At 60.3% G+C, this 12,953-nt stretch carries 12 protein-coding genes; all 12 read left to right on the top strand.

Annotated features, from left to right (window positions below; genetic code table 11):
- The first annotated feature begins 234 nt into the window (after positions 1 to 234).
- Positions 235 to 546: a hypothetical protein gene (locus KGB06_RS10640; protein ID WP_223515117.1), complete on the top strand. Its 312-nt coding sequence runs from the start codon at positions 235 to 237 to the stop codon at positions 544 to 546.
- A gap of 48 nt (positions 547 to 594) precedes the next feature.
- Positions 595 to 993 (top strand): DUF2946 domain-containing protein, encoded by a 399-nt coding sequence (locus KGB06_RS10635; RefSeq protein WP_223515114.1) that lies wholly within the window; start codon positions 595 to 597, stop codon positions 991 to 993.
- Between the two features lie 48 nt (positions 994 to 1,041).
- The gene (locus KGB06_RS10630; RefSeq protein ID WP_223515102.1) at positions 1,042 to 1,521 is read left to right on the top strand and encodes a copper chaperone PCu(A)C; all 480 of its coding nucleotides are present in this window, start codon (positions 1,042 to 1,044) and stop codon (positions 1,519 to 1,521) included.
- A gap of 20 nt (positions 1,522 to 1,541) precedes the next feature.
- On the top strand, positions 1,542 to 1,991 hold the full coding sequence (locus KGB06_RS10625; protein WP_223515100.1) for a DUF2946 domain-containing protein: 450 nt from the start codon (positions 1,542 to 1,544) through the stop codon (positions 1,989 to 1,991).
- 189 nt (positions 1,992 to 2,180) lie between these two features.
- On the top strand, positions 2,181 to 4,298 hold the full coding sequence (locus tag KGB06_RS10620; protein WP_223515097.1) for a TonB-dependent copper receptor: 2,118 nt from the start codon (positions 2,181 to 2,183) through the stop codon (positions 4,296 to 4,298).
- A gap of 117 nt (positions 4,299 to 4,415) precedes the next feature.
- Positions 4,416 to 5,792: a PepSY-associated TM helix domain-containing protein gene (locus KGB06_RS10615; RefSeq protein ID WP_223515095.1), complete on the top strand. Its 1,377-nt coding sequence runs from the start codon at positions 4,416 to 4,418 to the stop codon at positions 5,790 to 5,792.
- Between the two features lie 710 nt (positions 5,793 to 6,502).
- The gene (locus KGB06_RS10610) at positions 6,503 to 6,874 is read left to right on the top strand and encodes a DUF6124 family protein (RefSeq protein ID WP_223515092.1); all 372 of its coding nucleotides are present in this window, start codon (positions 6,503 to 6,505) and stop codon (positions 6,872 to 6,874) included.
- 371 nt (positions 6,875 to 7,245) lie between these two features.
- Entirely contained in the window at positions 7,246 to 8,511 is a 1,266-nt protein-coding gene (gene urtA / locus KGB06_RS10605) for an urea ABC transporter substrate-binding protein (protein ID WP_223515089.1), read from the top strand.
- A gap of 156 nt (positions 8,512 to 8,667) precedes the next feature.
- Positions 8,668 to 10,170, top strand: a complete 1,503-nt coding sequence (urtB, locus tag KGB06_RS10600) for an urea ABC transporter permease subunit UrtB (protein WP_223515086.1) — start codon at positions 8,668 to 8,670, stop codon at positions 10,168 to 10,170.
- The gene (gene urtC / locus KGB06_RS10595; RefSeq protein WP_223515084.1) at positions 10,170 to 11,249 is read left to right on the top strand and encodes an urea ABC transporter permease subunit UrtC; all 1,080 of its coding nucleotides are present in this window, start codon (positions 10,170 to 10,172) and stop codon (positions 11,247 to 11,249) included. Before urtB ends, urtC begins: the two co-directional genes overlap by 1 nt.
- Positions 11,246 to 12,115 (top strand): urea ABC transporter ATP-binding protein UrtD, encoded by an 870-nt coding sequence (urtD, locus tag KGB06_RS10590; RefSeq protein ID WP_223515081.1) that lies wholly within the window; start codon positions 11,246 to 11,248, stop codon positions 12,113 to 12,115. Before urtC ends, urtD begins: the two co-directional genes overlap by 4 nt.
- Positions 12,116 to 12,245: 130 nt before the next feature.
- Positions 12,246 to 12,944, top strand: a complete 699-nt coding sequence (urtE, locus tag KGB06_RS10585; protein ID WP_223515079.1) for an urea ABC transporter ATP-binding subunit UrtE — start codon at positions 12,246 to 12,248, stop codon at positions 12,942 to 12,944.
- The last annotated feature ends 9 nt before the right edge of the window (positions 12,945 to 12,953 follow it).

Below are 12,953 nucleotides of genomic sequence, written 5' to 3'. Positions count from 1 at the left end.
GCTGCGCAGCAGTCGTAAAATCAGGCACCTCGATCTTTCAGGCTAACCGTGGATGCAGGATTTACGACTGCTTCGCAGCCGGACGCAGCCTTCGGCAGCCGCTACAGAAATTGCGCAACGTCTTACATTTCTATCGGACCGCTCACACAGCACTATCCAAATCGGCTGACTCGTAAGGGCGTAACCCTTCCTCTATGTTTCCGGGCTCCATGAATGTAGCGCTCGGAGTACCGAATGACTGAAAAATTCTCTCGTTTCGATATCGCGGAGTTTCTCCAGACACCCGCCGATATGTGGAACTACCTCCAAGCCAGCGAAGAGGAAGATTCCGGAGACGGACGTTTCATTCGCTTGGCGTTCAGAGACGTCAAACACACCATCCGCGCACGAATTCAAAGTGATCCACTTTTTGCTCAGGCAATCCGAATCGAAGTCGCTACACTCTTTCATAATGGCGAGTTGGAAATGGCTCACAGCATGCTGCTTCTGTTAACTCAGGCACTGCGACACCACACCGCACGCCGCTTTTTTACTTATCGGCCCTGATCAGGCTAAATAGCCGCGCTTGATCGCCCACCCAAACGGATTTGTCCCATGTCCCGACATCGGCTTGCAATTGCCTGGATCGCCTGCTTCGCAGTGCTGTTCAACATGCTCGCCATGCCGATGAGCAATGCGATGGCGCAGGCGGCGAAATCACCCGCCGAGCAATTGCTGTGGGGCAGTTTCTGTACGTCCAGCGGCACCAAGATGGTGGCGATTTCCCTGGGCGATATCGGGCAAAAAGCACCACAGGGTGATGATCATTCCAACATGCAGCATTGCTGGTGTTGCTCGGGCTCCGCCCCCTTGGTGGCACTGCCGGGACATGAGCCGCAGCTGTATTTCGCGCACTTCGAGAGCAATCGAAGCCGGCCCTCCGCCACACTCGACACCCCCACACCGCGCCAGCAATGGCCGAGTCTCAACCCCCGCGCGTCCCCTCTGGTGTGATTCTTTCTCGCAATTGACCTGCGTTTTGAATCGTTCCGGAGAACTGCCATGTTGAACAAACTCATCGTTTTGGCTGCGTTGCTGCTGCCTGCCTGCTTTGCCAATGCCCACGAATACAAAGTCGGCGAGCTGGAAATCGCTCACCCGTGGTCGCAAGAGCTTCCGCCCAACGCGCCAACCGTTGCCGCCTATTTCGTGATTCACAACAGCGGCAAAACCGCTGACCGCCTGCTCAGTGTCGATTCGCCGATTTCGGGCGAGGCCCAGTTACACGAGCACGTGATGCAGAACGATATGATGAAAATGCAACACGTGCCGAGCGTCGAGATTCCCGCCGGCGGCAACGTCACGTTTGCGCCGATGGCCTATCACGTGATGCTGCTGGAGCTGAAAGATCGCAGCCTGCTGAGCGAGGGCAAACACTTCCCGCTGACGATGCATTTCGAGAAAGCCGGCGATGTGACGGTCGAAGTCGCCGTGCAGAAAAAGCCGCCGCAAGACACGCAGATGCACGTTCACACCCAGTAATTCGCTGAGCAGAAGCCGCCATGCGCCCGCTTAGCGCCAGGTCATCCGCGTCACGTCGTCAGTCATTGAGCCTGACGCGCGGCAGCTGGATCAGCCTGTTCGCCATGTTGATGATCTTTATCGGCCCGCTGATTTCTCAGTCGATGCCGATGGATCAACGCGCCTCTGCAATGACCATGAACATGTCGATGGACATGAGCATGGACATGTCGGCGATGGATCACGCCGACCACGGCGCGCAACCCGCTGCCGAGCACTGCCCGCCCACCCCGTCGCACCACGCGATCTGGGAAAAATGCGGCTATTGCAGTTTGCTGTTCAACTGCCCGGCGCTGACCGGCGGTGTTTCGTTCACAGCCTTCAACACCCCGCCCGCCAGCACATTCACTACCCCGTCTCCCCGCCTGGGCCACGCCCGGCAACCTTTCTTCCCCGGCGCCCGAACCCGCGCCCCGCCCATCGTTGCGTAAACACCCACCTCTGATCTCACACGGTTAAACCAGCCAAGCAAACCTGTGGGAGCGAGCCCGCTCGCGAAGAGGGAGTGTCAGTCAACATTGATGTCGTCTGGCACACCGCCTTCGCGAGCAGGCTCGCTCCCACAAGGATATTGCCTCGGCTGCCGGCCGTGTCGTTTATGCCGTTCGATGGAAATTGTCATGTCCAGGTTTTCTGCTGACTCACGCTTGCGCCCTGCCCAAGCTTCTTTAACCCTGAACGAACCCGGTGTTCGATTCAGGCACGCCACCGCATTCCTGTGTGGCGTTCTACTGACACCGATGGCGCTGGCCGATGAACACGCCGGCCACAACGAAGAGCTGAGCCCGACGGTGATCACCGCGATCGCCCCCAGCTCTCCGCTGACCATCGTCACCAACCCCAAGGACCCGCGCCAACCGGTGCCGGCCAGCGACGGCGGCGATTACTTGAAAACCATCCCCGGCTTCGCCCTCGTGCGCAACGGCGGCACCAACGGCGACCCGGTGCTGCGCGGCATGTTCGGCTCGCGGATGAACATCCTCACCAACGGCGGCCAATTACTGGGCGCCTGCCCTGGCCGGATGGACGCGCCAACCTCGTACATCTCGCCGGAAACCTACGACAAACTCACCGTGATCAAAGGCCCGCAAACTGTACTGTGGGGACCGGGTGCGTCCGCCGGGACGATCCTCTTCGACCGTGAGCCAGAAAGCTTCGGTGAACTCGGCACCCGGGTGAATGCCAGCGTGCTGGCAGGCTCCAACGGCCGCTTCGACAAACTGGTGGACGCCGCGGCCGGCGGGTCGCTGGGCTACGTGCGAGTGATCGGCAACACTGCACACGCCGACGATTACCGGGATGGCAACAACGACACCGTGCCCTCGCGCTACGACAAGTGGAACGGTGACGTCGCACTCGGCTGGACCCCGGACGCCGACACCCTGCTAGAGCTGACCGCTGGCAAAAGCGATGGTGAAGCGCGTTACGCCGGGCGTGGCATGGACGGCTCGCAGTTCCTGCGCGAAAGCCTGGGTCTGCGCTTCGAAAAATCGAACGTCGGCGACGTGCTGGATAAGATCGAAGGCCAGATTTACTACAACTACGCCGACCACGTGATGGACAACTACACCCTGCGCACGCCGTCCGGCACCGGGATGATGTCCGGCCCGAGGGCGTCGAATGTCGACCGTCGAACCGTCGGCGGCAGGGTCAAAGGCACCTGGCGCTGGGGCGTCGTGCAGCTGATCAGCGGTATCGACGTGCAAACCAGCGAACACCGCCAGCGCGGCAGTGCGGGCATCAATACCTACAAGGACCTGCCGTACACCGAGGACGCCGACTTCCACAACTACGGTGTCTTCAGCGAACTGACCTGGTACGCCGCCGACCAGGACAGGCTGATTACCGGCGCGCGTCTGGACCGCGCCTCGGCCAAGGACTACCGGCAAACCATCGGTTCAGGGATGACGAAACGCCCCAACCCGACCGCCGACGATACCCGCACCGACACCCTGCCGAGCGGCTTCGCCCGTTATGAGCATGACCTTGCGGACAGCCCGACCACCCTGTACGCAGGCCTCGGTCACACCGAACGATTCCCGGATTACTGGGAGCTGTTTTCACCCAAGAGCGGCCCCGTCGGTTCGGTGAATGCCTTCGATTCGATCAAGCCTGAGAAAACCACCCAGCTCGACTTCGGCCTGCAATACAGAACCGAAGACCTTGATGCCTGGGTCGCGGGTTACGTCGGGAAAGTGCACGACTACATCCTGTTCAACTACATCCCGACCCCGACGGGAACTCTCTCCCAGGCAAAAAACATCGACGCCCGCATCATGGGCGGCGAACTCGGTGCGGCCTACCGGTTGACCAACAACTGGAAAGCCGACGCGACCCTGGCCTACGCCTGGGGCAAGAACAGCAGCGACGGCAACCCACTGCCACAAATGCCGCCACTGGACGCGCGTTTCGGCCTCACCTACAGCGAAGACAACTGGAGTGCAGGGGCGCTGTGGCGGGTAGTCGCCGCGCAAAACCGCATCGACCTGAACAAGGGCAACGTCGTCGGCAAAGACTTCGACAAGACCCCGGGCTTTGGCGTGTTCTCGCTCAACGGTGCCTACCGGATCAACCAGCACTGGAGGGTCAGCACCGGCGTCGACAACCTGTTCGGCAAGGCCTACGCCGAGCACTTGAACCTGGCCGGCAACGCCGGTTTTGGCTACCCGGCCCAAAACCCGCAGGCCATTAAAGAACCGGGGCGAACGCTCTGGACCAAGGTTGACATGAGTTTCTAAAAAGCTTCGCGAGCAGGTACACCACTGTCCATGTGGGAGCGAGCCTGCTCGCGATCGGTTGCAAAGCAACCGCCAACAAACAACTAAAAGATCCATGCCAAAAGCGGAGCACACGTGATGAAACAGCCCAAACCAAACTTCTACAATCTGGCCTGGCGCTGGCATTTCTATGCCGGTCTGTTCGTGGCGCCCTTCATGGTGATGCTGGCCCTGACCGGCATCATTTACCTGTTCAAACCGCAACTCGATCCGTTGATGTACGGCAGCCTGCTGAACGTCCCTGCCGGCCACCACACCGTGCCCGCCGACGACTTGCTCACGCGGGTGAAAGAAGCGTATCCACAAGCCACCATCAAGCAGTACCTGCCACCGGTTAACGCCGAGCGCAGCGCGCAATTTGTCGTGGTCAATGCCGGCACCGAGCTGAACGTGTTCATTGATCCCTACCAAGGCGACATCCTCGGCGAGCAAGACGCCAAGATGAATCTGCAAGCCATCGCGCGAGCCATTCACGGCGAGCTGATGATCGGCACCGTGGGCGATCGGCTGATCGAAATGGCCGCCGGTTGGGGCGTCGTCCTGGTGGTGTCCGGGGTGTTCCTGTGGTGGCCACGCGGCCAGGCGGCGGGCATTTTGTGGCCGCGCCTGACCAGTCGCGGTCGCGTGTTGTGGCGTGACCTGCACGCCGTGACCGGGTTCTGGGGCGCATCGCTGCTGTTGGTGATGTTGCTCAGCGGCATGACCTGGACTGGTTTCTGGGGTGAGAAATACGCAGGCGTCTGGAACGTGTTCCCGGCCGCCATGTGGGACAACGTGCCCAAATCCGATGTCGAGGCCCGCAGCCTCAACACCGCCACTCGCCAGACCGTGCCTTGGGCCATGGAAAACACGCCGATGCCGATGTCCGGCGACCACGCCGAACACATGACCCACGACGGCGCACAGGCCGGCCCGGCCGCGCCGACCATCAGCCTGCAAGACGTGCAGAACATCGCCGTACAACGCAAGGTCGAGCCGGGTTACAGCATCACCTTCCCGAAAACCGCCACCGGCGTGTTCACCATCGCCGTGTTCGCCGACGACCCGCGCAACGACGCCACACTGCACGTCGATCAATACACCGGCGACGTCCTCGCCGATGTGCGTTACGAGCAATACGGCACCGTCGCCCGCGCCACGGAAATCGGCGTGATGCTGCACGAAGGCAAGATGTTCGGTGTGTTCAATCAGATCATCGTGTTGCTGATCTGCCTGATGATCCTGCTCAGCGCCGTCAGCGGCGTGGTGATCTGGTGGAAGCGTCGGCCACAGGGCAAATTCGGTGTGCCGCCGCTACGCCACGACCTGCCGAAATGGAAAACCGCGATGGTCATCATGTTCGCCCTGGCGGTGATGTTTCCGCTGGTGGGCGCATCCTTGGTGGTGGTCTGGGTGCTGGATCGCGTGCTGTTGTCGCGTTTCAGCCGACAGACTGAATCGGCCTCATCTTTGTGACCATGTAGGAGCTGGCTTGCCAGCGAAGACGGCGACACATCCAGCATTGATGTGACTGCCCCACCGCTTTCGCTGGCAAGCCAGCTCCTACAGGGGGGTATCGTCGCTCACAGACTCAGTGTCCGACACAGATCAACTGTAGGAGCTGGCTTGCCAGCGAAGACGGCGACACATCCAGCATTGATGTGACTGACCCACCGCTTTCGCTGGCAAGCCAGCTCCTACAGGGGGGGTATCGTCGCTCACAGACTCAGTGTCCGACACAGATCAACTGTAGGAGCTGGCTTGCCAGCGAAGACGGCGGCACATACAGCATCGATGTGCCTGATATACCGCTTTCGCTGGCAAGCCAGCTCCTACAGGGATTGTGATTCTGGGGTTGTTTATGTGTGTTTATCTGGATGTGAAATGACCGGACGTTTCCCACGACTTTTTCAGGTTGTTCGTCGGACGCGGGCTGTCTAGTCTGTGGCTGTCACTGCACATCAGTGATCGGGCGTGAGAACCCGGCAGCCCCTGTTAATCCAACATCAGTACCACCATAATTGCCGCCAGCTTATCCGCTGCCAGCAATGTCTATGGCGGCTGTGTGCGGGCGGACTTCGGTCCGGCCGGATTTGGGGTCACCGGTTTCTCACTCCGCACATAGCTGCCACCCCTTCATCGTGTGAGAACGATTAAGTGGTGGCCTCAATTGAGTAGACCCCAAGATGAATAAGAAGATTGTTCCAGACCCACCTATCGACACCACCACCTCCGATCCCGAAACATCTCACAACGAAGACCTGCTAAGGGATCGCGACGCCATCAAACGCGCCCTCGACTACTACCTCGATCCCCCGGCCCAATACACCGAAAAACCCCGCCGCCCCAGCACCATGTTCATGATCGCCCCAAACAACGACACCGAAAGCCTGTTGGTCAATGCCTGTGAATCCTTGGCATCAGCCAGTGTCCTGGCCAGCGATTTCGCCACCGAGTTGATAGGCCCGCAACGCCATAAGGCGATGGCGATTCAACAGGTCATCATGCTCGCGGAACTGGCCGTGAACCGCGCGGTGGATAACGTCGTCCCCACCTAGAAACACTGCAAAAAAATGTGGGAGCGAGCCTGCTCGCGAAGACGGCAGCACATTCAGCATCACTTTGCCTGACATACCGCTATCGCGAGCAGGCTCACTCCTACAGGGGTTTATCATCGCCCACAAATCCTGCACTCGACGCACTCCCACATTTGATCAGTGTTGTCTGCAAGGTCTGCGCCCCAATGTAGCGCACCCTCTCGCACCACCGCGCCGACCTCGTCCTTTCATGGTGCGCTGCCCAAACCGCACAACCGCTCTAACCCGTCATTTCCACGACTTTTGCCAACCGGGCACAGCCCTTGCAAAACAGCCTTCAGTAATCCGCATCTGCCAACCAAGAAAATTCATAAGTTCATGGAGATCGCACAATGAAGCGTCGTAGCTTGATCAAGGCTTTTACACTCTCGGCAAGCATTGCCGCGATGGGCATGACCTGGACTGTCCAGGCTGCCGAAACCATCAAGGTCGGTATTCTGCATTCGTTGTCCGGCACCATGGCGATCTCCGAAACATCGCTCAAAGACATGGCGTTGATGACCATCGACGAGATCAACGCCAAGGGCGGCGTGAACGGCATGATGCTGGAGCCAGTGGTGGTGGACCCGGCGTCGAACTGGCCGCTGTTCGCGGAAAAGGGCCGTCAGCTGCTGACTCAGGACAAGGTGGCCGTGGTGTTCGGTTGCTGGACTTCGGTGTCGCGTAAATCGGTGTTGCCGGTGTTCGAAGAGCTCAACGGCTTGCTGTTCTACCCGGTGCAATACGAAGGCGAAGAGATGTCGCCAAACGTGTTCTACACCGGCGCCGCGCCGAACCAGCAAGCGATCCCCGCCGTTGAATACCTGATGAGCGAAGAAGGCGGCAGCGCCAAGCGTTACTTCCTGCTCGGCACCGACTACGTCTACCCGCGCACCACCAACAAAATCCTGCGTTCGTTCCTGCATTCTAAAGGTGTGGCCGACAAGGACATCGAAGAGGTCTACACCCCGTTCGGTCACGCCGATTACCAGACCATCGTCGCCAACATCAAAAAATTCTCGGCGGGTGGCAAGACTGCCGTCATCTCGACCGTCAACGGCGACTCCAACGTTCCTTTTTATAAAGAGCTGGCCAACCAGGGTCTGAAAGCCACCGACGTTCCGGTCGTGGCATTCTCCGTGGGCGAAGAAGAACTGCGCGGCATCGACACCAAACCGCTGGTGGGCAACCTCGCGGCGTGGAACTACTTTGAGTCGGTCGAGAACCCGCAGAACAAGAAGTTCGTCGCGGACTGGAAAGCCTACGCCAAGAAACACAACCTGCCCGGCGCCGACAAAGCGGTGACCAACGACCCGATGGAAGCCACCTACGTCGGCATTCACATGTGGGCGCAAGCGGCTGAAAAAGCCAAGTCCACCGACGTCGACAAAGTCCGCGAAGCCCTCGCCGGCCAGACCTTTGCCGCTCCGTCCGGCTACACCCTGACCATGGACAAGACCAACCACCACCTGCACAAACCCGTGATGATCGGCGAGATTCAGGCCGACGGTCAGTTCAACGTGGTGTGGCAGACCGAAGGGCCGATCCGCGCCCAGCCGTGGAGCCCGTTCATTCAGGGCAACGACAAGAAACCGGAGTATGCGGTGAAGAGCAACTAAGCCCTGCGATGCCGGGCTCGGACACTCACCCGGGGCCCGACACAACACCTGTAGGAGCTGGCTTGCCAGCGAATAGCATCACGCGGTTTGCCTGATGGACCGCCTTCGCTGGCAAGCCAGCTCCTACACGGTCCGCGTATGACCAGGACGTTCGACATGCCCACTGCCCTTTACCGCTTCATTCTCGCCATCGCGCTATTGCTGCCGATGGCCACCCACGCCAACGACGCCGAAGACTTCGTCGCCGCCAACCCCATGCAGCAAGCAAAACTGCTGGAGGCCTGGGCCGCGCAGCCCGATCCGGCCCGTATCGAACTGATCAACGCCCTGCAACAAGGCGAACTGACCGTCGACGGCCAACCCAAAACCCTGCGCCTGAACAATCGCCTGCGGGGTCTGATCGACACCGCCTTGGCCAGTCACCAACTGTTCTCCGCCGACGCCAAAACCCGTCTGGCCGCAGCGCAGCAATTACAAAAAAACGCCAAACCCGCGCAGCTGAAATTCCTCGACCAGCAACTGGCGGGCGAAAAAGACGAAAGCGTTCACGCCGCGCTCAGCCTCGCATTGGCCAATCTGCAACTGGTCGACACCGACCCGGCCGTGCGTCTCGCTGCTGTGCGCTTGCTCGGTGAAACCGGCGACCCACTGGCCCGCACCCGCCTCGAAAGCCTTCTGGCACCGGGTGTCGAAGCCGATACAACGGTGCGCACCGCTGCCGAAACCAGCCTCGCTCAAGTCAAACGCAAACTGCTGATCGGTGAGCTGCTCGGTCAGGCGTTCAGCGGCATGTCCCTCGGTTCGATCCTGCTGCTCGCCGCCCTCGGTCTGGCGATCACCTTCGGCCTGCTCGGTGTGATCAACATGGCCCACGGCGAGATGCTGATGCTCGGCGCCTACTCGACGTTTGTGGTGCAGATGATGTTCCAGCGCTACGCCCCTCAGGCCATCGAGTTCTACCCGCTGATCGCGTTGCCGGTGGCGTTCTTCGTCACCGCCGCCATCGGCATGGCGCTGGAGCGCACGGTGATTCGTCACCTCTACGGCCGCCCGCTGGAAACCTTGCTCGCCACCTGGGGCATCAGTTTGATGCTGATTCAGCTGGTGCGATTGCTGTTCGGCGCGCAGAACGTTGAAGTAGCCAACCCCGCGTGGTTGTCGGGCGGGATTCAAGTGCTGCCGAATCTGGTGCTGCCGTATAACCGCATCGTGATCATCGCCTTTGCACTGTTCGTGGTGGTGCTGACCTGGCTGCTGCTGAACAAGACCCGCCTGGGTTTGAACGTGCGCGCCGTCACCCAGAACCGCAACATGGCCGCGTGCTGCGGCGTGCCGACCGGACGGGTGGACATGCTCGCCTTCGGCCTCGGCTCGGGCATTGCCGGCCTCGGTGGCGTGGCGCTGAGCCAGATCGGCAACGTCGGCCCGGACCTCGGCCAGAGCTACATCATCGACTCGTTCCTGGTGGTGGTACTCGGCGGTGTCGGCCAGTTGGCCGGTAGCGTGCTCGCCGCGTTCGGCCTCGGTATCGCCAACAAGATTCTCGAACCGCAGATCGGCGCCGTACTCGGCAAGATCCTGATCCTCGCGCTGATCATTCTGTTCATCCAGAAGCGTCCGCAAGGCCTCTTCGCACTGAAAGGACGGGTGATCGACTGATGAACCAGCCCCTGCTCGTGACCGCTACACAAAAAGCCGGCCCCAAAGTCAGCATCGCTGTCGGTGCGGTGATTCTCGCTCTGCTGCTGGCATTACCGCTGCTGTCGCTGTTGCCGGCGGACAGCACGTTGCACGTCTCGGCGTACACGCTGACGCTGGTGGGCAAGATTCTTTGCTACGCCATCGTCGCCCTCGCACTGGATCTGGTCTGGGGATACGCAGGTTTACTGTCCCTCGGCCATGGCCTGTTCTTCGCCCTCGGCGGTTACGCGATGGGCATGTACTTGATGCGCCAGGCCTCGGGCGATGGCTTGCCGGCGTTCATGACGTTCCTGTCGTGGACCGAATTGCCGTGGTACTGGACCGGTACCAGTAGCTTCCTCTGGGCCATGTGCCTGGTGGTATTGGCGCCGGGATTGCTGGCGCTGGTGTTCGGTTTCTTCGCCTTCCGCTCACGGATCAAGGGTGTGTATTTCTCGATCATGACCCAGGCCCTGACCTTCGCCGGGATGTTGCTGTTTTTCCGCAACGAGACCGGATTTGGCGGCAACAACGGCTTCACCAACTTCCGCAGCATTCTCGGTTTCGGCATCACCGAACCGGGCACCCGCGCGGTGTTGTTTTTCGCCACAGTGGTGTTGCTGGTGGCGAGCCTGTTCATCGGCTGGCGCCTGGCGCAGAGCAAGTTCGGTCGGGTGCTGACCGCTCTGCGCGATGCAGAAAACCGCCTGATGTTCTGCGGCTACGACCCACGCGGGTTCAAGCTGTTTGTCTGGGTGTTGAGTGCGGTGTTGTGTGGTCTGGCCGGTGCGTTGTACGTGCCGCAAGTCGGGATCATCAACCCGAGCGAAATGTCGCCGACCAACTCCATTGAAGCGGCGGTTTGGGTGGCCCTCGGTGGTCGCGGAACCTTGATCGGCCCGCTGCTCGGCGCCGGTGTAGTCAACGGCATGAAGAGCTGGTTCACCGTGGCGTTCCCGGAATACTGGCTGTTTTTCCTCGGCGCGCTGTTCATCGTCGTGACCTTGTATCTGCCTAAAGGCGTGATCGGTCTGCTGAAAAAAAGGGGTGAGCAATGAGAGTGACTGCGACGGCTGAATTCATGCTCGAACCGGCCTTTTTCCCCGTGGAACCGAACAAGGACGCCGGCACCAGCCGCGACGCCATCAGCCACGGCCAACGCGTCAGCCCAGGCCTCGATACCCGCCACGGCACGATCCTGACCCTGGAAGACATCAGCGTCAGCTTCGATGGCTTCAAGGCACTGAACGACTTGAATCTGTACATCGGCGTCGGCGAACTGCGCTGCATCATCGGCCCCAACGGCGCGGGCAAGACCACGCTGATGGACGTGATCACCGGCAAGACCCGCCCCAGTCACGGTAAAGCCTGGTTCGGTGAAACCCTGGATCTGACGCAGATGAGTGAAGTGCAAATCGCCCAAGCCGGTATCGGTCGCAAGTTCCAGAAGCCGACCGTGTTCGAGGCCTTGAGCGTGTTCGAGAACCTGGAGCTGGCGCAGAAAACCGACAAGTCGGTGTGGGCCAGCCTGCGGGCGCGCCTGAGTGGTGAGCAGAAAGATCGCATCAGCGAAGTGCTGGAAACCATTCGCCTGACGACGTCGGTCAATCGCCCGGCGGGGTTGTTGTCCCACGGTCAGAAGCAGTTTCTGGAGATCGGCATGCTGCTGATGCAAGACCCGCAACTGCTGCTGCTCGACGAGCCGGTGGCGGGCATGACCGACGCCGAAACCGAATTCACTGCCGAACTGTTCAAGCGCCTGGCGGGCAAGCATTCGTTGATGGTGGTGGAGCACGACATGGGGTTTGTGGGTTCGATTGCCGACCACGTCACCGTGTTGCACCAAGGCAGCGTGCTGGCCGAAGGGTCGCTGGAACAGGTGCAGGAGAATGAGCGGGTGATTGAGGTGTATCTCGGTCGCTGAGCCTGCATAAGAACAACCTGTAGGAGCTGGCTTGCCAGCGAAAGCGATGGACCTGTCAGCATTGATGTTGAATGCGATGGCCTCTTCGCTGGCAAGCCAGCTCCTACAAGGACTTGAGGGGAATTTGAGAATGCTGCAAGTCGACAAGCTGCACCAGTACTACGGCGGTAGCCACATCCTGCGCGGCCTGACGTTTGACGTAAAAGTCGGTGAAGTCACCTGCCTGCTCGGGCGCAACGGCGTCGGCAAGACTACCCTGCTCAAGTGCCTGATGGGTTTGCTGCCGGCCAAAGAAGGCGCAGTGAACTGGGAAGGCAAGCCGATCACCACGTTCAAGCCGCACCAGCGCGTGCATGCAGGGATCGCGTACGTACCGCAGGGTCGGGAAATCTTCGGCCGGTTGACCGTCGAAGAAAACCTGCTGATGGGCCTTTCACGCTTCCCCGGCTCCGAAGCCAAGGAAGTCCCGGCGTTCATCTACGAGTTGTTCCCGGTACTGCTGCAAATGAAGCAGCGGCGCGGCGGTGATTTGTCGGGCGGCCAACAGCAGCAGCTTGCCATCGGCAGGGCTCTGGCCAGCCGTCCACGGTTGCTGATTCTCGACGAGCCTACCGAAGGCATTCAGCCGTCGGTGATCAAGGAAATCGGCGCGGTGATCAAGAAGCTCGCGGCCCGGGGCGACATGGCGATTTTGCTGGTGGAGCAGTTCTACGATTTCGCCGCCGAACTGGCCGATCAATACCTGGTGATGTCCCGGGGCGAGATCGTGCAGCAAGGTCGCGGTGAAAATATGGAAGCCGACGGTGTGCGCGGGCTAGTAACGATTTAAGGCTACGAT

The sequence above is a fragment of the Pseudomonas sp. GL-B-19 genome (assembly GCF_019956415.1).
Lineage (GTDB): Bacteria > Pseudomonadota > Gammaproteobacteria > Pseudomonadales > Pseudomonadaceae > Aquipseudomonas.
This window is presented reverse-complemented; position numbering and strand designations above follow the sequence as displayed.

Coding starts and splice junctions, on each gene's coding strand:
- urtC (WP_223515084.1), top strand. CDS start 10,170: ATGAACCAGCCCCTGCTCGTGACCGCTACACAAAAAGCCGGCCCCAAA.
- urtD (WP_223515081.1), top strand. CDS start 11,246: ATGAGAGTGACTGCGACGGCTGAATTCATGCTCGAACCGGCCTTTTTC.
- KGB06_RS10625 (WP_223515100.1), top strand. CDS start 1,542: ATGCGCCCGCTTAGCGCCAGGTCATCCGCGTCACGTCGTCAGTCATTG.
- urtE (WP_223515079.1), top strand. CDS start 12,246: ATGCTGCAAGTCGACAAGCTGCACCAGTACTACGGCGGTAGCCACATC.
- KGB06_RS10640 (WP_223515117.1), top strand. CDS start 235: ATGACTGAAAAATTCTCTCGTTTCGATATCGCGGAGTTTCTCCAGACA.
- urtA (WP_223515089.1), top strand. CDS start 7,246: ATGAAGCGTCGTAGCTTGATCAAGGCTTTTACACTCTCGGCAAGCATT.
- KGB06_RS10610 (WP_223515092.1), top strand. CDS start 6,503: ATGAATAAGAAGATTGTTCCAGACCCACCTATCGACACCACCACCTCC.
- KGB06_RS10620 (WP_223515097.1), top strand. CDS start 2,181: ATGTCCAGGTTTTCTGCTGACTCACGCTTGCGCCCTGCCCAAGCTTCT.
- KGB06_RS10630 (WP_223515102.1), top strand. CDS start 1,042: ATGTTGAACAAACTCATCGTTTTGGCTGCGTTGCTGCTGCCTGCCTGC.
- urtB (WP_223515086.1), top strand. CDS start 8,668: ATGCCCACTGCCCTTTACCGCTTCATTCTCGCCATCGCGCTATTGCTG.
- KGB06_RS10615 (WP_223515095.1), top strand. CDS start 4,416: ATGAAACAGCCCAAACCAAACTTCTACAATCTGGCCTGGCGCTGGCAT.
- KGB06_RS10635 (WP_223515114.1), top strand. CDS start 595: ATGTCCCGACATCGGCTTGCAATTGCCTGGATCGCCTGCTTCGCAGTG.